Genomic DNA, 25,008 nt, shown 5'->3' on the forward strand with positions numbered 1-25,008 from the left:
TTTTTTATTTAAAAAAAAGAATAAAAAAGAAAAAATAAATTAATTATTTTAATTTTTTATAAAGTGATGGAGAAAATAATATAAGAATAGGGAAAATTTCTAATCTTCCTAATAGCATACTTAAAGATAAAATAATTTTATTAAAATCGGAAAAATGAGAAAAATTTCCAGTTGGGCCAACTGCTTCAAGACCAGGACCAATATTATTAAAAGTAGCAGCTACAGCACTAAAAGCTTCTGTAAAAGTTTTTGTTTCAAAAGAAACAGACAAAACAATTAAAAAGAAAATGAAAATATATAAAATTAAATAAGTACTTATGCTATTAAATAAATCTTTAGATATAGGCTTTCCATCCATTTTTATACTAAAAATTCTATTTGGTGTACTGATTTTTTTTAATTCGTTAATACAAGTTTTAAAAAGAACTAGTATACGAGAAACTTTTAAACCTCCAGCTGTAGAACCAGCACAACCACCAATAAACATTAATATAAGTAATATAGTTTTTGAAAAAATAGGCCATTTATCAAAATCTACAGTAGCAAAACCTGTAGTAGTTATAATAGATGATACTGTAAAGAAGACATCTCTAAATAATTTCGAAAAGCTTTCATAAGAAGAAGAAATGTTTATACAAATTAAAATAATTGATATAGAAACAACTCCTAAATAAAAACGAAGTTCTTCATTTTTCAAAACTTGTTTAAAGTTTTTTAAAATTAAAGCATAAAAAAGGTTGAAGTTCATTCCACATAAAAGCATCCCAATTCCTAAAACATATTCTATATAAGGATTATTGTAATAAGCTATACTTGTATTTTTTATTCCAAATCCTCCTGTTCCAACAGTACCAAATGCATGAACAACAGAATCAAATAGAGGCATTCCACCTATGAAAAGAAAGAAAATAATTAATAAAGTTATAAAAATATAAATCATATATAAAATTCTTGAATTATAAGACATTTTTGCAACTAATTTTCCAAATGTTGGTCCAGGAACTTCAGCTTTCATTATATGTAAAGCTTGGTTATTATTTTTAGGTAAAATTGCTAGAGCTAAAACTAGAACTCCCATCCCTCCAACAAGATGCGTAAAACTTCTCCAAAATAATAAAGAATTATCTAATGCTTCTACATTTGTTAAAATACTAGCTCCTGTAGTTGTAAAGCCACTTACAACTTCAAAGAAAGCATCAATATATGATGGAATTTGTCTACTTATAAAGAATGGTAAAGCAGCAAATATGGAAAGAAGAATCCAAGATAAAGAAACAATAAGTAATCCTTCTTTAGCAAAAATTTTAGTATTTTCTGGAGTTTTTCTTGAAAGAGAAAAACCAATTATAAAAGATAAAAAAATAGTAATACTATGTGAAAATTTAACAAGATCACTTTCTTTATAAAAAAAACTTAAAAATAGAGGTATTAACATAAAACTAGCTTCTAGTTTTAAAATAACTCCAATTATATATTTTATCATTTTAGTATTCATAATATTTCACCATTATTTTAAAATTTTATTAACATCATTTAGATATTTTTCAGTTGTAATAATGATAATTTTATCTTCTGGTAAAATTACATCATCTCCTTTAGGGAAAATAACTTTGTTATTTCTAATTATATAAAGGATTAAAAGATTTTCTTTAATATCTAATTTTTTAAGAGGAACATTAATAATCATACTTGTTTTAGGAACTTTAAACTCTATTGCCTCAACTTTATTTTCAGCAATTCTATATAAAGTTTCTATATTTTCTTCTTGTGAACTAATTAATGACCTTACTATTTTAATAATATGGTCAGCTACTATCTTTTTGGGTGTTATGATTGATTGAAGACCAACAAGTTCTAAAACATTAAAAAGAGATATTCCATTTATTTTAGTAATAGTTTTTTTAATTCCTACTTTATTAGCATATAATGAAAGAATAATATTTTCTTCATCTATTCCAGTAAGAGAAATTAAAGCATCATAATTTCTAAAGTTTTCTTCTTCTAATAATTCATTATCAGTCCCATCTCCATGAATAATAGTAGCATCCTCAAAAGTTTCACTTAATATTTTGGCTTTTTCTGAATTAGCCTCAATAACTTTTACATTAATTTTCTTTTCTAATAGAATTTTTATAAGATAGTGAGTTATTTTTCCACCACCAATAATCATAACAGATTTTATTTTTTCATCATTATTACCTAGAGATTTAGAAAATTCTTGAATATCATTTGGATTTCCAGTTATATAAATTTTATCTCCAGATTTTAAAATAAAATTACCTGTTGGAATAAAAACTTCTTGTCCTCTTTGAACAATACAAACTAAAATATTACTAAAATGATTATGTTTAAAATCTTTTAATTTTATACCATCAATATAGCTTTCTTTTTGTACTAAAAATTCAACCATAGTAACTTTATTTTTAGCAAAAGTCTCAACATTTAAAGCATTAGGAAATTCTAAATTTTTAGATATAAAAAAAGCTGCTTCAGCTTCTGGATTTAGGAGTCTATCAATTCCTAAAGATTCACTCATAAATTTCATTTGAGAGAAATATAAAGGATTTCTAACACGAGCAATAGTATATTTAGCACCCAATTTTTTAGCCATAATTGATGAGATAATATTTATTTCATCAGATTGAGTTACTGCAATAAAAATATCTGTATTTTCAATGTAAGCCTCTTTTAAAATTTCACAATCAGTTCCATTTCCTACAATTCCCATAATATCATTATATGATAAAACTTTATCTAAAATTTTAGAATCAGTTTCTATAAGAGTAATATCATTACCTTCGTTAGAAAGGTCATTACACAATAATTCTCCTACTTTTCCAGCCCCGACAATAATTATTTTCATTTACAACTCCCTATAGTTATTTATTCTTAATCTTAATAAATTATATCAAAAAATTAAAAAATAAACAATAATGTAAAAAATAGTTATTTTTTAAACATAAAATAGACAGCCCCTATTAAACAAAGAAAAGCATAAATATAATTTAATTTGAATTCTTGTTTTAAATAAAGCACAGAAAATCCAGAAAATACAACCAAAGTAATAACTTCTTGTATAATTTTTAATTGAGCTACAGTAAAATATTGGGAACCAATTCTATTTGCTGGAATTGAAAAACAATATTCTAAAAAAGCAATTCCCCAACTAGTAACAATAGCATACCAAAGAGCACTACCAGTATTTTTTAAATGACCATACCAAGCAAAAGACATAAAAATATTAGAAACAAATAAAAGACCAATGGGCAAAAATTTCATAAAATCCTCCTTATATAAATAAAAATATTAAGAAACTACAATAAAAAGGGGATGTTACAAATTTTTGTTATAAAAATAAACTTTATTTTAATAAAAATATTTTATTTTTATTAAAAATTTTATAAAATGTAACAACCCCAAAATATTATTTAAAATTTACTTAAAAGAAAATTTCTTTTACAGCAGGTTTTGTGGAAGCAATAACTTTTCCTTTATTAAAATGATATAAAATTTCACTTTGATTATTTAAAGCATTATAAAAATTATCACTATTAATTATTAAAAAACTTGCTGGATTTCCCTCTTTAATTCCATAAGAATCTCCAAGATTTAAAGTTTTTGCAGCATTATAAGTTATTAATTTATAACTATTCATAATTTCTTCATATCCCATCATTTGACATACATGTAATCCCATATGGGCAACAGTTATCATATTTCCTGTTCCTAATGGATACCAAGGATCAAAAATATCATCATGTCCAAAAGAAACATTATTCCCATTAGCTAATAATTCTTTTACTCTTGTAACTCCACGACGTTTTGGATAAGTATCAAATCTACCTTGTAAATGAGTATTTACTAAAGGATTACATACAAAGTTTATATCACTCATTCCTAAAAGACGGAACAATTTACTACAATAAGCATTATTATAACTATGCATTGCTGTAGTATGACTAGCAGTAACTTTATCTTTTAATCCAGTTTCTAAAGCTCTACAAGCTAAAACTTCTAAACCTTTAGATTGTTCATCATCAATTTCATCACAATGAACATCTACTAATTTATTATATTTTAAAGCTAAATCAATACAATAATTTATACTTTCAACTGCATATTCACGAGTAAATTCAAAGTGAGGAATAGCTCCTACACAATCAGCTCCCATTTTTACAGCATTTTCTAATAATTCTTTTCCATTAGGATAACTTAAAATACCTTCTTGAGGAAAAGCAACTATTTGAATATTAACAATATCTTTTAATTCTTCTCTTAACTCTATCATTCCTTGCATCGCAATAAGAGTAGGGTCAGTAACATCTACATGAGTACGAATATGTTGAACCCCATTAGCAACTTGCATTTTTATAGCACGACGAGCTCTATCTTTAACATCTTCTTTACTTAATTTTTCTTTTCTTTTAGACCAACATTCAATTCCTTCAAATAAAGTTCCAGACATATTCCATACAGGGTCTCCAGCAGTAAGACAAGTATCTAAGTGAACATGACTTTCTATAAAAGGAGGAAAAGCAGATTTTCCTGTACAGTCTAAAACTTCTTCATCAGGTAAAGGAGATAAATTTTTACCTATTGTTTTGAAAATACCATTTTCTATTCTAATATCACTAGCCTCTTTACTGTTTTCAATAAAAATATTTTTTATTAACATATATCCTCCTTTAATTTTTTTTAGTTAAAATTTTATCTAAAATAATAAATACTATAGCAGCGCTTATTAAAGAATTTATTGGTTTTATTCCCATAGGAAGAAAGATTCCTATAAGAGAACCAACAATAACCCCTATAATTCCACTCATATTGAAATTAGGGATTTCTTTTTTTGAATATTCATTTTTATGTAAGAAATAATGAAGAATAATTATAGCTCCAACTGGAGGAATCATTCCACTTAAAAGACTTAAGAACCCAACAAAATTATAATATAACCAAATAGCTGTAAGAGTACCAATAAATCCTCCAACTAAAACCATAGGTTTCATATTAATTTTTGTAATATTTGAAACTCCAAGTCCAGCTGTATATAAGGCATTGTTATTTGTAGTCCATATATTTAATCCAAGAGTAATAGTAGCTGGAATAGCCAATCCTTGTAAGATTAAAATATCAAATATATCAGGAATTCCGGTAACAGCTCCACCAACAGCTCCAAAAATCATCATAATTGAGTTTCCAACAAAGAAAGCTATAACAGTGGCTACAATTGCTGTTTTAGAATCTTTAGCAAAACGAGTAAAGTTAGGAGTAGCAGTTCCTCCAGAAATAAAAGAACCAACAACAATAGCAATTCCTGTAGAAAGAGTTAGAGGATTAGGTGGATTTTCTTTAAAGACATTTATGAATCCACCAACTTCTGAAATTCCCCAATTAATAGAATAAACTCCCAAAATAGCAATTAAAGGAACAGCAATAGAACCAAGAACAGCTAAAGCTTTTATACCTTTATAAGCAGTTATAGTCATAATAATTCCTGTAACTAAAATTAAAATCCAAACAGGAATTTTAGTAAGTCCTGATACAGGAATAGCAAACATAGCCACTCCAACTCCAAACCAACCAATTTGAGTAAAACTTATTAAAGCTGATGGTAAGTAAGAACCAACTTTACCAAAAGAATAACGTCCAAGAAGATCTAAAGTTAATCCTGTTTTTTGTCCAATATAAGCAAGTAATCCACAATAAACTCCTAAAAAAGCATTTCCCAAAGCAACAACAGTAAAGAAATTTTTTATATTCATTCCAATACCAAGATTTCCTCCAGCTGTCATACTAGGAGTAAAAAAAGTAAATCCTACAAGTACTACCATTGCAGCCCAAAGTCCTTGAGTTTTTTTCGATTTTGGTACTTCAGACAATGAATACTCACTATCTTCAAATTTTTCCCTTTTAATATTTGATGACATCATACTCTCCTTTTATTTTTGATAATTTTATTAGCAAAATATTATATCAAAAAAAAAGAAATATAACAAGGGTGTTTTAAATTAAAAAATAAATTTAAAATTTTTGATAAAATATTTTTTATTTTTACGTCTAAAAATTAAATATAGATATATTTAAAAATTAAGAAATATAATTGATTTTTTTTAAAATATAAGCTATATATATAATATAGAATTAAAAGAGAAAGGTGGTAAAATTTATGAAAAAAATAATACTTTATGATTGTTTTGGTGATTTTGTAAGAGAAATAGTTTGTACAGAAGAAAAAATTATCAATGAAACTGCCTTAGGTTCTTCATTTAAAGTAAATTCTAGATATGATTTTAATATAGATTTTACAATTTTTTTAAATAAGAAAAAAGAAGTAATTGAAAAAATAAAAAAAATATTAGAGGAAAAAGATGAAATAAATTTTGTAGTAGAAGAAAAAGAAGGACAAATATATATAAAGGCATTAATAAATCCAAATTTTCAAATAATAAAGCCTTAGATTAATCTAAGGCTTTTAATAATTAAATATAAAGGAGAAAAAATGATAGAAAACAAAAAATATTTTCTGTTGGATATGGATGGAACATTATATCTAGGTAACCAATTAATAGAAGGAGCAAAAGAATTTTTAGAAAAAATAAAATTAAAAAATAAAAAATATATTTTTATGACTAATAATTCTTCTAAAAATAGAGAAGCTTATGTTGAAAAATTAAAAAAATTAGGAATAGATGCCAATGTAGAAGAAATCTTTGGTTCAACAGAAGCAACTATTATTTATTTAAATAAAATAAAAAAAGGGGCTAAAATATTTTTATTAGGTAATGAATTATTAGAGGAAGCTTTTTTAAAAGCAGGATTTGAAATAATTAAAGAAAAAGACAAAGAAATAGATTTTGTTGTTTTAGGTTTTGATACAACATTAACTTATGATAAAATTTGGAAAGCTTGTGATTATATTTTTGCAGGAATTCCATATATAGCAACTCATCCTGATTTTGTTTGTCCTTTAGATGGGGGAAAATGTATGCCTGATACAGGTTCTATGATAGAAATGATAAAAGCAGTAACAGGAAAAACTCCATTAGTAATAGGAAAACCTAATAAGCATATAATAGATGGAATTATAGAAAAATATAATATTTCAAAAGAAGAAACTGTTATTGTTGGAGATAGACTTTATACAGATATAAGAACAGGATTAGATAATGGAATAACATCAGTTTTAGTAATGAGTGGAGAAACAACAGAAGAAACTCTAAAAGAAACTATTTATAAACCTGATTATATATTTAATTCTGTAAAAGATATGATAGATATTATTTAAAAAAGGTGGCAATGATGATAAAAAAAATAGCAGTACTATTAGGAATAGGACTATTATTCTCAAATTGTACTAATACTCAGGTAAAAGAATATGAAGGAGTATATACTTTTGGACATGAAGTAAGAATTTTTAAAGATACAAATACTAAAACAGATTATTGGTTATATAGCGATGATAAAAAAATACAAGAATTAAATAACTATATGGAAAGTTTAAAAGAAAAAGAAAAAAATAATTATTCAGAAGTAAATATAAGAATAAAAGGAATAGATGAAGGAAAAGCAACAAATGGTTTTGCTGAACCAAATGATAAAAAAATGAAAGTAATTAAATATGAAATAATAGAAAAATAAAAGAAGAGAGTTTTATCTCTTCTTTTATTTTAAAGCTTTTGAGTTTAATATTTTTATAATTTCTTTACAACGAATAAAATTTGAAAAAATAATAATTTCAAAAGAGTTTTTAAATGTTGGATATTTTTCAAAAGGGGTATATGAGTAATTAATATTATTTTCAAGATATTCAATAAATGAAAAATAAAAATTACTTATATTATTAATCTCATTTTCAATAATATTTTTAAAATTTTCAGATAATTCTTTTTCATATTTTTTTATATCTTTTTCTAGAGTTTCTAGTTGATTTAAAAGAATTATTAAATTAGATAAATAAAATATTTTTTCTTCAGGATGTTTATATTTTTTTCCAAAAGGAAGAGTATTTTTACTATCTTCTTTTAAAAGGTCTATATTTTTTTGAAGAATTCCTTTTATATTTGTAAAATTAACTTCATTTAATGTAGAAAAAGGAAGATTAGAGATTTTAAAATTAGGAGTTAATTTTTCTAAAATAAAAGAACCACAATTTTTTAATTGGAAAAGAGCAAGTTTATAACGGTCTTTATGTGGCATAAAAATCCAATTTATAAAATAAGCTATAAAAAAACCAGCTATACAATGAGATAGTCTAAAATATAAATATTTTCCATTTCCTACATATCCAATAGCAATAATAAAAATAGAAACAATTAGAGTAATTGGAAGAGGAGCTATTTGCCATTTATAATTAATAGGAAGACTTATACAGATGGCAATACAAGAAGAAATTATAATTAAAAGAGGAATAGGAAATTGTATTTTTAAATATTGAAAAAACATAATTATTCCAATAACTAATATACCTTCTAAAATTTGAACTAAAATTCTTTTTCCGCCATATTTTAATGAACCTACATAACCTCTATCTGTATAAACTATAAGACTTGATGTAACAGGTGCAGCTATACTAAAAGGTTCATTTATCATCCATGCAAAACCAAAACCTAAAACAGAGCAAAGAAGAAATTTAATTAAAAGTTCTTTTTCACTTTTTGACATTTCAAAATAAATACTTTTTAAAAAATTCAATATAAATCCTCCCTATATAATATTATTCAAATATTATACCACAAAAAACTATTTCTATAAAAATATAAAAAATAATAAATATAAAATTATTAAATAATATAATTATTTTTGAAAGAAATGTATATTTTTTATAGCACTATATAATATCACCTAATATTTTTTAGATAAAAACTGAATAAATATAAAATTATGATATAATGAAAATACAAAAGATATTAAAGGAGGTTTATAGTGGAAAATTTAAAAATAGAAGAACTAAAAAAAGAAATATATAAAAATAATGATGTTAAATCTATGATTGAATTAGGAAAAATTTATTATGAATTGAATAGAGTATCTTTGGCAGAAAAATATTATAAAATGGCTGTCAATAATAATAGTATTGAAGGACAATTAAGATTAGGAAAATTATATTTAGAGAATAAAAAATTAAATTTAGCAGAAAAATATTTAAAAGAATTTGCTGATAAAGGAAATTCAGAATTTCAAAATTATTTAGGAACAGTTTATAAAAGGCAATTTCAGTTTGAATTGGCAATAAAATATTATAATTTAGCAATAGAACAAGGAAATGAAAAAGCTATTTTTAATTTAGGATATTTATATTATGAAAATGATGAAGATGATTTAGCATTAGAAGTATGGAAAAAATTATCATTAATAGAAGATTCAGACTTATGTATATTTTTAGCTGAAATTTATCATAGAAAAGATGATTTTGGGAAATGTGAAGAATACTTGAAATTAGCAAGAGAAAATTCCACAGCTTATTACTTATTGGGTGATTTATATAGAGAATATCATGATTGTGAATTATCAGAAAAATATTTTTTGTTAGGAGCTGAAAGTGATGATGTAGATTGTCAAATAGAACTTCATAAATTATATGAACAACAAAATAAGTTGGAATTATCAGAAAAATATTTAAAATTGTTAGTTGGAAATTCTCAATTAAAATATGTTTATGATTTTGCTGAAAAATGTATGAAAAAAGAAGAATATAGTAGAGCCATTAATTATTATAAAATGTTAGAAAATAAAAAATTAAATTTTTATACATGGTGTGATAAAGAAGAAAAAATAAAATATAATCTATGTAAAGCTTATCTTAAATTAAAAAATTATGAAGAAGCAGAAAAATATTTGATTGTTATGGAAGAAAGTAAAGTTTTTGAGTATACTTATGAAATAGCGAAAATTTATGAAGAAAATAATAAGTTTAATGAAGCAGAAAAATATTATCTTCTTTCATTAGATTATGTAAAAAGTTTAGAACCTCTTGACTATTTAATAATGGAGAGAGAAGTTTGCTTTAATTTAGGAAAACTTTATTTAAAATTAAATGAAATTGAAAATGCTAAAAAATACTTAAAATGTGCAATAGAAGATGATTATATGTCTGATGAATATAATTCAGAAATAAAATATTTGTTAGGAGAAATTTATGAAAAAGAAGGTAATTTTGAGTTAACTAAAAAATATTATTTAGAATCAAATATTGAAAAAGCAAAAATTAGATTAAATTTGATTAATAAAAATATGATATAATCATGTTATAGAATAATTTATTTTTTTGAAGATTACAAACTTAAAGATATTTTTTATTAAATATAAATTATATAGCTTTTATTATTTTATAAGTAAAAATTTTATTAATTTTATAGTTAGTAAAAAAAGAATATACAATTTTATATTTTCTTAAATTATTTTAGCTATATAAAAAATATTATAATAATGTAATAAAAATATATTCAAAGTGGGAGGAAAATATGACAATTAATGAGGGAATTAGAAGCCTTAATTATGATTCAAAAAAAGTATTAGCATATAATGGAGAAACTATTAGTCAATTTATACCTAAAATTGGTAATTTTAGTACTGATAAATTTATAGTTACTACAAGAACAAAAAGAAATATAGAGGATAAACTTTTTGATATTTCTGTGGTAACTAGTACACTTGATAGAATTTATTTAGGGGCTATACTTTTAGCAAATCAAAGATTAATGGAGAATTTACCGACTGAAGTTACTTGTGAAAAAAAATCTCTTTCATTTAGAATAAATAATTTAAATGGATTAAATAGTTCTGAGGCAAACGTTACCATTCAAAACCCTACTTCTAGTAGTGTAATGGGAAAAATTAATGATATAGCAAATTTATGGTTAAAAAAATATAGTTCAACTAATAAACATTCTACAATTTTAGATTATAAAGAAAGTATGCTTTATTCAGAAGCTCAAATGATAGCAGAATTTGGTTTAGAAGCTAAAAATTTAATTAATAAACTTAATATAAATTATGAGAATAATGACAAGAAACAAATATATTTATGTAGACTTAAACAAATTTATTTTTCTGCTACTATGGATGCTCCTAATCAAATTTCAAATCTTATATCAGATAATGTTACTTGGGAAGAATTACAATCTAAAGGAGTAAATAATGATAATCCACCTGTTTATGTTTCTAATATAGATTTTGGAAGAATAGTATATATAAAGTTTGAAACTACAGAAACTAGTGATAAGGTAAAGGAAGCTTTTTCAGCAGTAGTAAGAGGTAATGATATTAGTCAAAATTTAGATTATACAAATATTATAAAAAATTCTTCTTTTAGTTTAATAGTAGTAGGGGGAACAATAAATGAAACTAAAGGTATAGGGTTAGAATCTTTGGAAGATATGAGAGTAATATTAAGTTCAGGATTAATATTTTCAAAAGATAGTCCTGGTTTTCCAATATCTTATACAACTACTTTTTTAAAAAATAATGAGTTAGCTATTACAAGTACTAAAACAGATTATATAGAAGTAAAAACAGAAATTTTTACTAGTGGAGAAATTATATTAGAACATTATGGAGCATATGTAGTTAGATTTTTTATTGATTGGGAGGAAATAAATTATAACGAAAAAGGAATTAAAGTAATAACAAAGAAATCTTGGAATGAAAATGGATTTTATAAAACAGCTCCATTTAAAACAGTTATACCTTTACCAGCTAATAGTAGTAATATAAATATTAAGGCTGAGGGAGCAACAGGACTTGTATGGGATCCTTGGAGAGTGTCTATAGATAAAAAGAATCTTCCTTTAGTTAATGTTAGAAATGTAATTATTAGTGGAACAACTTTAGCACAAACAGGAGTAGTAACACCTGATAGATAGGAGAAAATATGTTAGGAATTATTGATATTAGGGATAAAAATAGTTATAGAAATGGGATAAAAAAATTAAGAGAGTGGTTAAAAAAAGGAAAAAGTATTTCAGAAGAAATTATAATAATTGATGGAAATATTCCAAATAAAAAAATTACTTTATTTTTTGATAATTTAACTGGAACATATACTCTTAGAAGTATACAAATAAATGAGGATGAAAAAAGAGAAATTGCTTATAATTATGTAATCTCAAATAAAACTCTTTATGGAGCATTTAGTGATATTGTAAATAAAGGAATAAATTTTCCAGATTTTAATGCATGTAAATCTATAATTATTAATATAATATTTGATTCAGCTAGATTTGAATATTTTTTTAATTATATTGAAAAACATATTAGATTACAGGATATTAGAAATATTCCTATAGAATTTTATAATTTTAGTTTTAGAGATTATGCTCATATAAGAGAATTTAATAATAAGAAATTATATGAGGGTCTTACTATTTTAGATGCTGAACGTTATTATTTTAGCAATAAATTTACAGGGAATAAAAATGATGCTTTAAAAACTATAAGATTTTTTAAAAGTTTATAAAAATTAATAATATATAATAAAAAAGCAGCTTTTTTAAGCTGCTTTTTATTATACGGCCAATTTGCGGCCAATTATTTATTTTTTTTTCTAAATCTTTTAAATTAAAGAACTTTAAAAAACTTATCAACTATTCCCACTCAATTGTTGCAGGTGGTTTAGAAGAAATATCATAAGTTAATCTGTTAATTCCTTTAACTTCATTGATAATTCTATTAGAAACTTTTTCTAAGAATTCATAAGGTAATTTAGACCAAGTAGCAGTCATGAAATCTATAGTATTAGCAGATCTTAAAACAGCAGTATATTCATAAGTTCTAAAATCTCCCATAACTCCAACAGATTTTACAGGTAATAAAACTACAAAAGCTTGGCTAACTTTGTTATAAAGGTCAGCTTTTCTAAGTTCTTCAATAAATATAGCATCAGCTTCTCTTAAAATATCAGCTTTTTCTTTAGAAACTTCTCCTAAGATTCTTATTCCAAGTCCTGGACCTGGGAATGGATGTCTATCAATCATATGGTCAGGAATTCCTAATTCTCTTCCAACTTGTCTAACTTCATCTTTAAATAATTCTCTTAGTGGCTCTAATAGAGTGAATTTCATTTCTTTCGGTAATCCACCAACATTGTGATGAGATTTTATAGTCATTGAAGGTCCTTTTACAGATTGAGACTCAATAACATCTGGATATATAGTTCCTTGTGCTAAGAATGTAACATCGGTAAGTTTAGAAGCTTCTTCATTAAATACTTCAATAAATTCTTTTCCGATTATTTTTCTCTTAGTTTCAGGGTCAGATACACCTGCTAATTTAGAAAGGAATCTTTCTTCGGCATCAACACATTTAATGTTCATATGGAAATTTTCTCCATATACTTGCATAACAGTTTTAGCTTCATCTTTTCTTAAAAGTCCTGTATCAACAAAAATACAAGTTAATTGGTCTCCAATAGCTCTATGGATAAGAGTAGCAGCTACAGAAGAATCCACTCCTCCAGAAAGACCAAGTAAAACTTTTTTATCTCCAACTTTTTCTTTTATATTTTTTATAGTTTCTTCAATGTAGTTATTCATACTCCAATTTTTTTCACATTTAGCTACATTAAATACGAAGTTTCTATAAATTTCTTTTCCATATTCAGAGTGAGTAACTTCTGGGTGGAATTGAACACAATAAATATTTTTCTCTTTATTGTAACAAGTAGCAATACAAGAATCAGTATGAGCTATTTGAACAAATCCAGGCGCCATTTTAACAACATGGTCTTGGTGGCTCATCCATACTTGAGAATTATTAGGGATCCCTTCAAATAATGGATTTGTAGCATCATCAAGAACTAATATAGCTTTTCCAAATTCTTGTTTATCAGCAGCTTCAACTTTTCCTCCAAGTAAATGGTTTGTAAGTTGCATACCATAGCATACAGCAAGAACAGGAATACCTAAATCATAAAGAGCTTTATCTATCATATATGCATCTTCTAAGTAAACAGAAGCAGGTCCACCAGAAAGAATAATTCCTTTAGGTTCTCTTTCTTTTATTTTTTCAAGAGGCTCATAATAAGGAACTATTTCAGCGTAAACTCCCATCTCTCTAATTCTTCTTGCGATTAATTGGTTATATTGAGAACCAAAGTCAAGAATAACAATACTGTTTTTTTTCATTTTTCCTCCATAAATTAAAAAATATATATAAAAAAATTTAATAACTAAAAATTAAAATATTTTTAGAATGGAAATTCATCATCATCCATTTGGCTAAATGATGGAGTTGGTTCTGATACAGAATCATGTGAAGAATAATTATCGTCAGCACCAGTTGAAGTTCCTTTTGATTCTAAAAATTCTAAACTATTAACTAGAACATCATATGAAGTTCTTTTTTCACCATTAACTTCATATCTATTCATTTGAAGAGAACCATTTATTCCTACTTTTCTACCTTTTCTTAAATATTCTCCAACAAGTTCTGCTGTTTTTCCAAAAGCAACACAGTTAATAAAATCAGCTTCTCCTTTTGAAAAAGGTCTATCAACAGCTAAAGAAAATCTAGAATAAGCTTTTCCACTTTGTCCATATTTTAATTCGGGGTCTCTAGTTAATCTTCCAGTTAAAATTACTATGTTCATAATAAAAAACCTCCATCTTAATTTTATTAAATAATATATTTTTAATTATACCAAAAAAATACAGCCTTGACAAGAAAATAAAAAAAGTCATTAAAGAAAAATGTAAAATATATATAAGATTTTATGAAAAAAAATGGAAGATATGATATAATATTATGCGGAAATTTGTAAAAATATTTGGGAGGAAAAATGAAAAAAATAGTCTTATTAGATACTAGTGCAATTATGTATAGAGCTTTTTATGCAAATATGAATTTTAAAACAAAAGATGAGCCAACAGGAGCTGTTTATGGTTTTACCAATACATTACTAAGTATTATAAAAGAATTTTCTCCTGATTATATATGTGCAGCACAAGATGTAAAAAGAGCTACATTAAAAAGAAGTGAGATATTTGAAGATTATAAAAAAAATAGAGAAGCAGTACCAGAAGATTTACTTGTTCAAATTCCTAGAATAGAAGAAGTGTTAGATTGTTTTGGAATTAAAAGATTTAAAATAGATGGTTATGAAGCAGATGATGTTATGGGAACTATTGCTAAAAAATTTTCAAAAGAAAATTATGAAATATATATAATTACTGGAGATAAAGATTTAGCTCAATTAGTTGATAAAAATATAAATATTGCTCTTATGGGAAAAGGTGATGATGGAGGATTTAAAATTCTAAGAACAGATGAAGATGTAGTAGAGTTTTTAGGAGTAACTCCAGAAATGATACCAGATTTATTTGGACTTATAGGAGATAAAAGTGACGGAATTCCAGGTGTCAGAAAAGTTGGAGAAAAAAAAGCTATTCCAATGCTTGAAAAATATCAAAATTTAGAAGGAATATATGAAAATATCTCTTCTTTAAGAGAAATTTCTGGAATAGGACCAGGACTTATAAAAAACATAGAAGAAGATAGAGAAATGGCTTTTTTAAGTAGAAAATTAGCTACTATTGATAAAAATGTTCCTATTGACATAGAAATTTCACAAATATCTTATAATATAGACAATAAAAAAACTTTAGAACTTTTTAAAATTTTAGGTTTTAAAGCTCTTATAAAAAGAATGAATTTAGAAGAAGAAGTTGAAAAGTTAAAATTAGAAAGTTCAAATTCTCAATTGGGGCTTTTTGAAAATTTATCAGAAAAAGTAGAAGTAAAAAAAGATGAAGAAATTTTAATAGTTGACAATAATGAAAAATTTGAAATATTAAAAGAAAATTTAAAAAAAGAAAATGAAATTTTCTTTTATACTGAAAATATAGGAATTGCTTTCTCAACATCTAAAAAAGATTACTATTTACCTTTTGCTCATAATTTAAAATTAGGAGAAAAATATCAAAATTATTCAAAAGAGAAAGCTCAAGAAATTTTTGATTTAGATAAAAAATTTATAACTTATGGATTTAAAAATGTAATTAAAAATATAGGAAAAATTCCTACTAAAAATATGGAATTTGATATGATGTTAGGGTATCATTTACAAACAGCTCAAACTAAAGAGGGCTTAGAAATGGTAGCTTTAAATGAGGGAATAGATATAAAAAGTTATGCAGACTTATTTGGGAAAGAGGAAAGAGAAAATACAAATATAGAAGAATATGGAAAATATTTATGTAGATTATCATCCCTTATTCAAGAAGTTTATCCTAGTATGAAAGAGGATTTAGAAGAAAAAGGTTTAATAAAAAATTTAAAAGATACAGAGATACCTTTAATAGAAGTTTTAGCTTCTATGGAACAAGAAGGAATAACTATTGACCCTAAATATTTTCAAAACTATAGTATAGAACTTACAGAGTTAATTGAAAAATTAGAAAATAAAATATATGAGGAAGCTAATGAGAAATTTAATATAAATTCTCCTAAACAATTATCAGAAATTTTATTTTTTAAATTAAATATTACTCCTGTTAAGAAAACAAAAAGTGGTTATTCAACAGATGTGGAAGTTTTAGAAGTTTTAAGAGATAGAGGGGAAAAAATAGCAGAATATATACTAGAATATAGAAAATTTACAAAATTAAAATCTACATATGTAGATGCTTTGTTAAAAGTAAAAGATGAAAATAATAGAATTCATACTACTTTTAATCAAACAGGAACAGCTACTGGAAGATTGTCATCTTCTGACCCAAATTTACAAAATATTCCTGTAAAAACAGATGAAGGTATGAAAATAAGAGAGGGATTTGTAGCAAAAGAAGGAAATAAACTTTTAGGAATTGACTATTCTCAAATAGAGTTGAGAGTTTTAGGAGAAATGTCTGGTGATGAAAATTTAATAGAAGCATATGGGAAAAATGCAGATTTACATAGTTTAACAGCTAGAAAAATTTTTGATTTAAAAGAAGATGAAGAAGTAAGTAGAGAGGAAAGAATAATAGCAAAAACTATAAACTTTAGTGTTATTTATGGAAAAACTCCTTTTGGTCTTGCTTCAGAATTAAAAATAAGTCAAAGTGAAGCAAAAGAATATATAGAAAAATATTTTAGTGAATATCCTAGAGTTAAAGAGTTTGAAAAGGATATCATAGCAGAGGCTGAAAAAAAAGGATATGTTGAAACATATTTTAAAAGAAGAAGAAATATAGATGGAATTAACTCAAAAAATAAAAATATAAAAAATCAAGGGGAAAGAATGGCTGTTAATACAGTTATTCAAGGAACCGCAGCTGAAATTATAAAAAAAGCAATGATAAAAATATATAATGAAATAAAAAATAAAGATGATATAAAAATGTTATTACAAGTACATGATGAACTTATTTTTGAAATAAAAAAGGAAAAAGTAGATTATTATAGAGAAATAATAGAAAATATAATGAAAAATAGTGTAGATTTCAAAAAAGTACACTTAGAAGTAAATAGTGCTGAAGGTAAAAATTGGGCAGAAGCTAAATAGTTTTGAAGAAAGGAGGGTGAAATGTCTTACACTTCTCAAGTAAAAACAGAGATAATAAAAAAAACAATATATACAACGAAAGAGAAAATAGCAGAATTACGAGGAATATTAGATGTGAAGAATGCTATTCAACCTAATAAAATAGAGTTTAAATTAGAGAGTATAGAATTAGCAAATAGAGTATATAGCCTTTTAAAAGAAGTAACTCAACTAAAATTAAGCGTAAAATATTCTATAAGTATGAATTTTGGAGAGCATAGAGTATATATAATTACTATAGAAAAACAAAATGGATATACTGATTTCATAAAAATGTTAGAGGGATTTAGGGGAGAAAAAATAGAAGAAGATGAAGAAAGAGTAGCTGGTTTTGTAAGAGGGTTATTTTTATCAACTGGCTACGTTAAACCTCCAGAAAAAGAATATGCTATGGATTTTTTTATAGATGATGAGGAAATGGCAGAAGAATTATATAGAATATTATTAAATCTTGGGAAAAAAGTTTCAAAAACTAAAAAAAGAAATAAAAATTTAGTTTATTTAAGAAATTGTGAAGATATAATGGACGTATTAGTTATGATTGGTTCTATAAAAGAGTTTTATAAGTATGAAGAAATAACTATGATGAAAGATTTAAAAAATAAAACTATAAGAGAGATGAACTGGGAAGTAGCTAATGAAACTAAAGCTTTAAACACAGGGCTTAAACAGATAAAAATGATAAATTATATAGGAAAAGTTATAGGAATAAATAAACTTTCATCTGTTTTAGAGGAAGTTGCTTTTCTAAGATTACAAAATCCTGAGAGCTCATTACAAGAATTAGCTGATATGATAGGAATATCAAAATCAGGAATAAGAAATAGATTTAGAAGAATAGAAGAAATATATAATGAATTATTAGAGGAAAATAAAGGGAGAGTTTCTGATGAAAATCATAATTGATATACAAAATACAAAAGAGAGGTTGAAAAATAGTTATATTGCTTTAGGAACTTTTGATGGAATTCACAGAGGACATAGAGTTCTTATAAATGGAGCAATAGAGAAGGCTAGAAAAAATAATGGAATATCTGTAGTTTATACTTTTTTAAATCATCCATTAGAAATTGTAGCTCCAGAAAGAGTACCTAAAATGATAAATACTATAGATGAAAAATTAAGATTATTAGAAGAAATGGGAGTAGATTATGTAGTCTTACAAACATTTGATAAAGAATATGCAAAAACAACAAAAGAAGAGTTTATAGATAAATTTTTGATAGAATATTTAGGAGCTAAAGAAATTTTTGTTGGATTTAATTATACTTTTGCAGAAAAAGGAAGTGGAAATGTAGAATATTTAAGAGAAGTGGCTTCCAAAAAAGGAATTATATTAAATGAAATTCCTGCTATAGAATATAAAGGAAAAGTTTTGAGCTCTACCTTAATTAGAAAGTTAATTTTAGATGGAAAAGTAGAAGAAGCAAATATGTATTTAGGAAGGCCATTTTTTATTTCAGGAGTTGTAGAACATGGAAAAAAACTTGGAAGAGTTTTAGGTTTTCCAACAGCAAATTTAAAAATAGTAAATAAAGTATATCCTCCTTTTGGAATATTTGGAGGAACAGTTTCAATAGAAGGAGAAAATAAAAAATATAATGCTGTTATAAATATTGGAAGAAATCCTACATTAAAACCAGGAGAGTTAAGTGTAGAAGTTCATATATTAGATTTTGATAGAGAAATTTATGGAAGAAAAATAGATGTTAGTATAGAGAAGCATTTAAGAGATGAAAAAAAATTTAATTCTATGGAAGAATTAAGGCAAGGAATAAAAAATGATGTTGAAAACTGGAGAAAATTTTCAAATAGAAAATAAAAAAGAGATAGAATCAAATAAAGAGATAGTTTTAAAAATAGATAATTTTGAAGGTCCTCTTGAACTTTTATTATATTTAATTGAAAAGAAAAAAATGAAAATTTCTGAAATTAGAATAACTCAAATTATTGATGAGTATTTATCTATATTAGAAGATAGTAAAAGGGATAATTTAGAAATAAAAGTTGAATTTGTTTTAATAGCAACAGAGCTTTTAGAAATAAAAGCTTATTCTGTATTAAGTTTTGAAAAAGAAAAAGAATCAGAAAAAGAATTAAAAAGAAGATTAGAAGAATATAAAATTTTTAAAGAAGTAACTAAAGATGTAGCTAGATTAGAAAATGAATTTAATATTAGTTATTCTAAAAAAGAAGGAAGAAGAATTACAAAAGTTGATTCTAAAGAATATAACTTAGATACTTTGACTTTAGATGATATATATGAAAGTTATAAAAAGTATCTATTAAAACAAAATACAGAAATAATGCAAATAAAATATGAAAGAACTTATATATTAGAAGATGAAGTTGAAAAATTAAAAATTTTTGTCTATGATAAAATAAAAACATTGGGGGAAATATTTCAAAGAGCCGAAAATAAAATGCATCTTGTATATATTTTTTTGGCAATATTAGATACTTATAAAGAGGGAAGTATTGATATATTAAAAATAAATGAGGAAATATATATAAAAAGGATAAACTAATATATTTTTTGGAGGTACAATGTTTAGAAGTGGAATATTAGTAATGATAGTTACATTAATAAGTAGAGTGTTGGGATTAGCAAGAAGTATGATTGTAGCTTATTATTTTGGAGCTACAGCGGCTACTGATGCTTTTTTTAGTGCTTTTAAAATAAGTAACTTTTTTAGACAATTATTAGGAGAGGGAGCTTTAGGAACATCTTTTATCCCATTATATAATGAGAAAATAAAGGAAGAAGGAGAAGAAGAAGGAAGAAAATTTATATTTTCTATTTTAAATATAATTTTTATTTTTTCTATTATAATTTCTCTTTTAATGATTATATTTTCTGAACAAATAATAGCTTTGATAGTTAATGGTTTTTCACCAGAAACTCGGCATGTAGCTGCAGAACTTTTAGAAATTATGTCACCATATTTTATTCTAATAGCAATAGCTGGAATGTTAGGAGCTATACTTAATAATTTTAAAATTTTTGTAGTACCAGCCTCTACAGCTATATTTTTTAATATAGCGATATTAGGGTCAGCTGTATATTTTGGAAAAACTTATGGAATAAAGGCTATGGCTTATGGGGTTTTAGTAGGAGGAATTTTACAACTATTAGTACAGATACCACAATTTATAGGGAAAACAAAAGGATATAGTTTTAAAATTTATTGGAAAGATAAGTATTTAAAAAGATTATTTTATATGATGCTCCCAATGTTAGTTGGAATAGTGGCAAGACAGTTTAATACAATAGTGGACCAATTTTTTGCTTCATATTTAGAGGCTGGAGGAATATCAGCTCTTGAAAATGCCACAAGACTTTATACTTTACCAATAGGTGTTTTTGGAATATCTGTATCAACAGTTGTTTATCCTACTCTTTCTAAAAAGATAGTTAATAAAGATTTTAAAGGAGTAGAAGATAATTTACTAAAGGGATTAAATATTTTATTATTTTTAATAGTTCCATGTATGGCTGTATTTTGTTTTTATTCTAAAGAAATAGTAAAATTCTTATTTGGATATGGGAACTTTAATGAAAGAGCCATAGTAATAACAGGAGAAGCTTTATTTTTCTATTCAGTAGGACTTTATTTTTATAATGCTATTCATGTACTTACAAGAGCTTTTTATGGAATGAAAAATAGTAAAGATCCTGTTAAATTTTCAATAATGGCAATAATTATAAATATAGTTTTAAATATGATATTGATCAAACCAATGGCTTATAAAGGATTAGCTTTAGCCACTTCAATAGCTGCAATAGTTAATTTTACTTTGCTTTTATATACTTTTAGAAAAAAATATATTAATTTTAAATTAAAGAGACTTTGGATATTTGGAATAAAAACTATAATAGCTTCGATAATAGGAATTATAAGTAGTTTTTATATAAATAATGTAATTTTAAAATTAGTTGTATTTTCTGTTATCTATTTAATATTATGGGCTTATCCGATTTATAAAAAAAGATTAGAGGTATTTTAATGGGAATTGTTAATTATAAAATTTATACGCCTTATAAATATGCAGATGAAATAACAAGAGAGGGATTTAAAGAATATTTTCAAGGAGAATACTCTAAAGAGAAAATAAATAATTTAAAAATAGCTGATCTTTCTTGTGGAACAGGGAACCTTTTGTGTGTTGCTCTTGAAAAATTAATAAGACTTTCAAAAAAGATTTTTGGAAAATATGTATATAAAGAAAGTTGGATAACTGCATATGATTTAGATGAATTAGCTTTACAACAATATAAAGAAAATATTTTAAAAATATTAAAAAAATATAATTTATCTGGAGAAATAAAAACTTATTTAGGAGATAGCCTTACTACAGAGATAAATGAAAAATATAATTTAGTATTAGGAAATCCTCCATATATAGGAGAAAAAAATAATAAGGAATTATTTTCTAAAATAAAAGAAACTTCATTTGGTAAAAAATATTATCAAAGTAAAATGGACTATTTATATTTTTTTATTGAAAAAGGAGTTGATATATTAGAAGAAAATGGGATACTTTCATATATAGTTACAAATTATTGGTTAAAAGCTGATAGCGGAACCACTCTTAGAAATAAGTTAAAAGAAGAGGGAAGTTATAAATATTTGAATAATTTTAATACATCTGTATTTAAAGAGGTAAATGGACAACATAATGTGATATTTGTTTGGAGAAAAAAATTAGAGAATACTAAATGTTTTATAAAAAATTCAAATCTTGATGAAGAAGAATTAGAAAATAATAAAGAAAATACAGATTTAATTCAAGAAAAATTTGAGATTTTAAATGAAGAACTATATGATGAAAAAGGAAATATAATTTTATTAAATCCTAAAAATAAAAAAATAATAAAAAATATCTTAGAAAAATCAAATTATAGATTAAAAGATTTTGTAAATATTAATCAAGGAATAATTTCAGGATATGATGGAGCTTTTATAACAGAAATGTATTCTGATGATTATAAAGATATTTTAAAGCCTCTTTATAAAAATAAAGATATAAATAAATATAGTCATAAAAAAGAAAATAAGTTTTGGATATTTTATGTAAATACGGATACAGAAGTTGATAATAATTTTTTAGATTATTTGAGCATTTATCAAAAAAGATTAAAAGAGAGAAGAGAAGTAAAATCTGGAAAAATAAATTGGTGGGAACTTCAATGGGGAAGAGAAGAGAAGATATTTAAAGGTGAAAAAATTGTTGTACGTCAAAGATGTAAAACAAATATTTTTGCTTATAGTAATGGAGATTTTTATGGAAGTGCTGATATTTATTATCTTTCTGTAATAGATAAAAATATAAATATTTTTTATTTGTTAGGATATTTGAATTCTAAAATATTTTATAAATGGTATAGAATAAATGGAAAATCTAAAGGATATAATTTAGAATTTTATACAACACCATTAAAAGAAGTTCCTATATATTATCCTGATAATATTCAAGAAATAAAATTTATAGAAGATTTAGTAAAACAACAAATAGAAAATTATTCTGAAGATACTCAGGGAAAAATAGAAAAATATTTTTCAAATATTTATGGAGTTTAAGAAAAGAATAAAAAATAAAATATAGTAATAAAAAGTAAATTGTGATATAATTATTAGGTTACAAATAAAAATATTTATAATTTTTTGAAAATAAATGAGGAAGTGATAAATGAATAAGTTAGAGAAATTTAGAGAGCTTGGTTTAAGTGATAAAACTTTAAAAGCTTTATCCAAAAAAGGGTTTGAAGAACCAAGTCCAATTCAAGCATTAACAATACCTGTTTTATTGAAAGGTGAAAAAGATGTAATAGGACAAGCTCAAACAGGAACAGGAAAAACAGCAGCTTTTGCTTTACCAATACTTGAAAAAATAGAAAAAAGTACAGGAAAAATAAGAGCCATAATACTAGCTCCAACAAGAGAGTTAGCTATACAAGTAGCTGAAGAAACAAATTCTTTTGCTTTTGGAAGAAATTTAAAAGTAGTACCAGTTTACGGTGGACAGTCTATAGAATTACAAATTAGACAAGTAAAAAAAGGTGTAGATATAGTTGTTGGAACACCTGGAAGAGTTTTAGACTTAATAGATAGAAAACTTTTAAAGTTGGATGAAATAGATTACTTTATTCTTGATGAAGCTGACGAAATGCTTAATATGGGATTTATAGAGGATATTGAAAAAATATTAAGTTATACAAAAGCGGATAAAAGAATGTTATTTTTCTCAGCTACAATGCCAAAAGAAATTTTGAAAATAGCTGAAAATCATATGAGACCTGGTTATGAAATTTTAAAAGTTGAAACAAAAGAACTTACAACAAACTTAACAGATCAAATTTATTTTGAAGTTAAACAAAAAGATAAATTCGAAGCTTTATGCAGAATTATAGACTTAGAACCTGATTTTTATGGAATAGTTTTCTGTAGAACTAAAAATGATGTAAATGAACTTGCAGGAAAATTAAATGATAGAGGATATGATGCAGGTGAGTTACATGGAGATATAACTCAAAACTATAGAGAAACTACTTTAAAAAGATTTAAAGATAAAAAACTTACTATATTAGTAGCAACAGATGTGGCAGCTAGAGGAATAGATGTTAATGATTTAACTCATGTTGTAAATTATTCAGTTCCTCAAGAGGCAGAAAGTTATGTTCATAGAATAGGAAGAACTGGAAGAGCTGGAAAAGAAGGAACAGCTATAACTTTTATAACTCCATCTGAATATAAAAGATTACTTCAAATAAAAAGAATAACTAAAACTGATATTAGAAAAGAAAAAATTCCTGGAATAAAAGATGTAATAATTTCAAGAAAATACAGGATAAAAGAAAGTGTAAAAAATGAGATTCAAGAGGGAAATATAAATAATTTTGTAGAAATGGCAAAAGATTTATTAAAAGAGGGAACTCCAGAAGAAATAATTGCTTCTCTTTTAAAAATAAATTATGAAGATGTTTTAGATAGTTCAAATTATAATGAAATTGAAGAAGCAACTGTAGATAAAACAGGAAAAACAAGATTATTTATAGCCTTAGGAAGAGTAGATAAAATTACTCCTAAGAAAATAGTTGATTTAATTGCAAAAGAATCAAAGATTGATAGAGATAAAATAAAAAATGTAGAAGTTTATGAAAACTTTTCATTTATGAATGTTCCTTTTGCTGAAGCTGAATATATTTTGGATATATTTAAAAAGCAGAAAAAAGGAAGAAAACCTTTAGTAGAAAAAGCAAAAGTAAAATCTAATGAAGAGGAAAAAGTAGAAGAGGTTACACCTAAAAAAAGAGGAAGAAAACCAAAGTCAGAAGTAGAAGAGAAGAAAACTAACAAAAAAAATTCTTCAAAAGAATCTGTTTCTAGTGATAAAACAAAGAAAACTAGAAAGAAAAAAGCAGAAGGTAGTACAAAAAAATAATAACACATGTTACTCCCTTATTTAATGGAAAAATTATTTGAGGGAGT

Annotated in this window: 21 protein-coding genes; 13 read left to right on the plus strand and 8 right to left on the minus strand. The window is 24.6% G+C overall.

What is annotated here, in order from left to right; all coding sequences use genetic code 11:
- Positions 1 to 43: 43 nt before the first annotated feature.
- The 5 genes from T364_RS0100995 to codB form a co-directional block, all read right to left on the minus strand.
- Entirely contained in the window at positions 44 to 1,495 is a 1,452-nt protein-coding gene (locus T364_RS0100995; protein ID WP_027127899.1) for a TrkH family potassium uptake protein, read from the minus strand.
- Between the two features lie 12 nt (positions 1,496 to 1,507).
- Complete coding sequence (gene trkA, locus T364_RS0101000) at positions 1,508 to 2,863, minus strand: Trk system potassium transporter TrkA (protein ID WP_027127900.1); 1,356 nt, start codon at positions 2,861 to 2,863, stop codon at positions 1,508 to 1,510.
- An 83-nt stretch (positions 2,864 to 2,946) separates the two neighbouring features.
- Positions 2,947 to 3,279: a DMT family protein gene (locus T364_RS0101005; protein WP_027127901.1), complete on the minus strand. Its 333-nt coding sequence runs from the start codon at positions 3,277 to 3,279 to the stop codon at positions 2,947 to 2,949.
- Positions 3,280 to 3,439: 160 nt separating this feature from the next.
- Positions 3,440 to 4,675, minus strand: a complete 1,236-nt coding sequence (gene codA, locus T364_RS0101010) for a cytosine deaminase (RefSeq protein WP_027127902.1) — start codon at positions 4,673 to 4,675, stop codon at positions 3,440 to 3,442.
- Between the two features lie 10 nt (positions 4,676 to 4,685).
- Positions 4,686 to 5,927 carry a cytosine permease gene (codB, locus tag T364_RS0101015; protein WP_027127903.1) on the minus strand — a complete coding sequence of 414 codons (1,242 nt, stop codon included), beginning with the start codon at positions 5,925 to 5,927 and terminating at the stop codon, positions 4,686 to 4,688.
- 239 nt (positions 5,928 to 6,166) lie between these two features.
- Here codB and T364_RS0101020 point away from each other — a divergent pair, with 239 nt between their 5' ends.
- From T364_RS0101020 to T364_RS0101030, 3 genes are read left to right on the plus strand one after another with little or no spacing between them, the layout of a single operon-like run.
- Complete coding sequence (locus T364_RS0101020; RefSeq protein ID WP_027127904.1) at positions 6,167 to 6,457, plus strand: hypothetical protein; 291 nt, start codon at positions 6,167 to 6,169, stop codon at positions 6,455 to 6,457.
- Between the two features lie 42 nt (positions 6,458 to 6,499).
- Complete coding sequence (locus T364_RS0101025) at positions 6,500 to 7,285, plus strand: HAD-IIA family hydrolase (protein WP_035945175.1); 786 nt, start codon at positions 6,500 to 6,502, stop codon at positions 7,283 to 7,285.
- Positions 7,286 to 7,299: 14 nt separating this feature from the next.
- Positions 7,300 to 7,638 carry a hypothetical protein gene (locus tag T364_RS0101030; protein ID WP_027127906.1) on the plus strand — a complete coding sequence of 113 codons (339 nt, stop codon included), beginning with the start codon at positions 7,300 to 7,302 and terminating at the stop codon, positions 7,636 to 7,638.
- 24 nt (positions 7,639 to 7,662) lie between these two features.
- Here T364_RS0101030 and T364_RS0101035 read toward each other — a convergent pair whose 3' ends face one another.
- Complete coding sequence (locus tag T364_RS0101035; protein WP_027127907.1) at positions 7,663 to 8,691, minus strand: aromatic acid exporter family protein; 1,029 nt, start codon at positions 8,689 to 8,691, stop codon at positions 7,663 to 7,665.
- Between the two features lie 231 nt (positions 8,692 to 8,922).
- On the opposite strand from T364_RS0101035, the gene T364_RS0101040 reads away from it, so the two are divergent.
- From T364_RS0101040 to T364_RS0101050, 3 genes are all read left to right on the plus strand, one after another.
- On the plus strand, positions 8,923 to 10,239 hold the full coding sequence (locus T364_RS0101040; protein ID WP_027127908.1) for a tetratricopeptide repeat protein: 1,317 nt from the start codon (positions 8,923 to 8,925) through the stop codon (positions 10,237 to 10,239).
- A gap of 221 nt (positions 10,240 to 10,460) precedes the next feature.
- Positions 10,461 to 11,861 carry a thiol-activated cytolysin family protein gene (locus T364_RS10235; RefSeq protein WP_051532590.1) on the plus strand — a complete coding sequence of 467 codons (1,401 nt, stop codon included), beginning with the start codon at positions 10,461 to 10,463 and terminating at the stop codon, positions 11,859 to 11,861.
- A gap of 8 nt (positions 11,862 to 11,869) precedes the next feature.
- Positions 11,870 to 12,454: a hypothetical protein gene (locus tag T364_RS0101050; RefSeq protein ID WP_027127909.1), complete on the plus strand. Its 585-nt coding sequence runs from the start codon at positions 11,870 to 11,872 to the stop codon at positions 12,452 to 12,454.
- 127 nt (positions 12,455 to 12,581) lie between these two features.
- Here the strand turns inward: T364_RS0101050 and guaA are convergent, their stop codons facing one another.
- Together guaA and T364_RS0101060 are read right to left on the minus strand one after the other, a co-directional pair.
- Positions 12,582 to 14,120: a glutamine-hydrolyzing GMP synthase gene (guaA, locus tag T364_RS0101055; RefSeq protein WP_027127910.1), complete on the minus strand. Its 1,539-nt coding sequence runs from the start codon at positions 14,118 to 14,120 to the stop codon at positions 12,582 to 12,584.
- A 62-nt stretch (positions 14,121 to 14,182) separates the two neighbouring features.
- Positions 14,183 to 14,584 (minus strand): single-stranded DNA-binding protein, encoded by a 402-nt coding sequence (locus T364_RS0101060; protein WP_027127911.1) that lies wholly within the window; start codon positions 14,582 to 14,584, stop codon positions 14,183 to 14,185.
- A 189-nt stretch (positions 14,585 to 14,773) separates the two neighbouring features.
- Here T364_RS0101060 and polA point away from each other — a divergent pair, with 189 nt between their 5' ends.
- The 7 genes from polA (at position 14,774) to T364_RS10240 (ending at position 24,961) form a co-directional block, all read left to right on the plus strand.
- A complete protein-coding gene (polA, locus tag T364_RS0101065) occupies positions 14,774 to 17,479 on the plus strand; it encodes a DNA polymerase I (RefSeq protein ID WP_027127912.1) in 2,706 nt (901 codons plus the stop codon).
- Positions 17,480 to 17,500: 21 nt separating this feature from the next.
- On the plus strand, positions 17,501 to 18,424 hold the full coding sequence (gene whiA, locus T364_RS0101070) for a DNA-binding protein WhiA (protein ID WP_027127913.1): 924 nt from the start codon (positions 17,501 to 17,503) through the stop codon (positions 18,422 to 18,424).
- Positions 18,408 to 19,340 carry a bifunctional riboflavin kinase/FAD synthetase gene (locus T364_RS0101075; protein ID WP_027127914.1) on the plus strand — a complete coding sequence of 311 codons (933 nt, stop codon included), beginning with the start codon at positions 18,408 to 18,410 and terminating at the stop codon, positions 19,338 to 19,340. The genes whiA and T364_RS0101075 overlap by 17 nt, the downstream gene beginning before the upstream one ends.
- On the plus strand, positions 19,303 to 20,046 hold the full coding sequence (locus T364_RS0101080; RefSeq protein ID WP_051532595.1) for a segregation and condensation protein A: 744 nt from the start codon (positions 19,303 to 19,305) through the stop codon (positions 20,044 to 20,046). Before T364_RS0101075 ends, T364_RS0101080 begins: the two co-directional genes overlap by 38 nt.
- A 19-nt stretch (positions 20,047 to 20,065) precedes the next feature.
- Positions 20,066 to 21,526: a murein biosynthesis integral membrane protein MurJ gene (gene murJ, locus T364_RS0101085; protein WP_027127916.1), complete on the plus strand. Its 1,461-nt coding sequence runs from the start codon at positions 20,066 to 20,068 to the stop codon at positions 21,524 to 21,526.
- Positions 21,526 to 23,100: an Eco57I restriction-modification methylase domain-containing protein gene (locus tag T364_RS0101090; protein WP_027127917.1), complete on the plus strand. Its 1,575-nt coding sequence runs from the start codon at positions 21,526 to 21,528 to the stop codon at positions 23,098 to 23,100. Before murJ ends, T364_RS0101090 begins: the two co-directional genes overlap by 1 nt.
- A 109-nt stretch (positions 23,101 to 23,209) precedes the next feature.
- A complete protein-coding gene (locus tag T364_RS10240; RefSeq protein ID WP_081775636.1) occupies positions 23,210 to 24,961 on the plus strand; it encodes a DEAD/DEAH box helicase in 1,752 nt (583 codons plus the stop codon).
- Positions 24,962 to 25,008: the final 47 nt, after the last annotated feature.

This window comes from Fusobacterium perfoetens ATCC 29250, assembly GCF_000622245.1.
In the GTDB taxonomy this organism is placed as follows: Bacteria; Fusobacteriota; Fusobacteriia; order Fusobacteriales; family Fusobacteriaceae; genus Fusobacterium_B; species Fusobacterium_B perfoetens.

Excerpts from the sequence above, each read along its gene's own strand:
- T364_RS10235 (WP_051532590.1), top strand. The coding sequence starts at position 10,461 with ATGACAATTAATGAGGGAATTAGAAGCCTTAATTATGATTCAAAAAAA.
- T364_RS10240 (WP_081775636.1), top strand. The coding sequence starts at position 23,210 with ATGAATAAGTTAGAGAAATTTAGAGAGCTTGGTTTAAGTGATAAAACT.
- T364_RS0101025 (WP_035945175.1), top strand. The coding sequence starts at position 6,500 with ATGATAGAAAACAAAAAATATTTTCTGTTGGATATGGATGGAACATTA.
- T364_RS0101050 (WP_027127909.1), top strand. The coding sequence starts at position 11,870 with ATGTTAGGAATTATTGATATTAGGGATAAAAATAGTTATAGAAATGGG.
- T364_RS0101005 (WP_027127901.1), bottom strand. The coding sequence starts at position 3,279 with ATGAAATTTTTGCCCATTGGTCTTTTATTTGTTTCTAATATTTTTATG.
- T364_RS0101080 (WP_051532595.1), top strand. The coding sequence starts at position 19,303 with ATGTTGAAAACTGGAGAAAATTTTCAAATAGAAAATAAAAAAGAGATA.
- murJ (WP_027127916.1), top strand. The coding sequence starts at position 20,066 with ATGTTTAGAAGTGGAATATTAGTAATGATAGTTACATTAATAAGTAGA.
- trkA (WP_027127900.1), bottom strand. The coding sequence starts at position 2,863 with ATGAAAATAATTATTGTCGGGGCTGGAAAAGTAGGAGAATTATTGTGT.
- codB (WP_027127903.1), bottom strand. The coding sequence starts at position 5,927 with ATGTCATCAAATATTAAAAGGGAAAAATTTGAAGATAGTGAGTATTCA.
- T364_RS0101030 (WP_027127906.1), top strand. The coding sequence starts at position 7,300 with ATGATAAAAAAAATAGCAGTACTATTAGGAATAGGACTATTATTCTCA.
- guaA (WP_027127910.1), bottom strand. The coding sequence starts at position 14,120 with ATGAAAAAAAACAGTATTGTTATTCTTGACTTTGGTTCTCAATATAAC.
- T364_RS0100995 (WP_027127899.1), bottom strand. The coding sequence starts at position 1,495 with ATGAATACTAAAATGATAAAATATATAATTGGAGTTATTTTAAAACTA.
- T364_RS0101020 (WP_027127904.1), top strand. The coding sequence starts at position 6,167 with ATGAAAAAAATAATACTTTATGATTGTTTTGGTGATTTTGTAAGAGAA.
- T364_RS0101060 (WP_027127911.1), bottom strand. The coding sequence starts at position 14,584 with ATGAACATAGTAATTTTAACTGGAAGATTAACTAGAGACCCCGAATTA.
- polA (WP_027127912.1), top strand. The coding sequence starts at position 14,774 with ATGAAAAAAATAGTCTTATTAGATACTAGTGCAATTATGTATAGAGCT.
- T364_RS0101090 (WP_027127917.1), top strand. The coding sequence starts at position 21,526 with ATGGGAATTGTTAATTATAAAATTTATACGCCTTATAAATATGCAGAT.
- T364_RS0101075 (WP_027127914.1), top strand. The coding sequence starts at position 18,408 with ATGAAAATCATAATTGATATACAAAATACAAAAGAGAGGTTGAAAAAT.
- whiA (WP_027127913.1), top strand. The coding sequence starts at position 17,501 with ATGTCTTACACTTCTCAAGTAAAAACAGAGATAATAAAAAAAACAATA.
- codA (WP_027127902.1), bottom strand. The coding sequence starts at position 4,675 with ATGTTAATAAAAAATATTTTTATTGAAAACAGTAAAGAGGCTAGTGAT.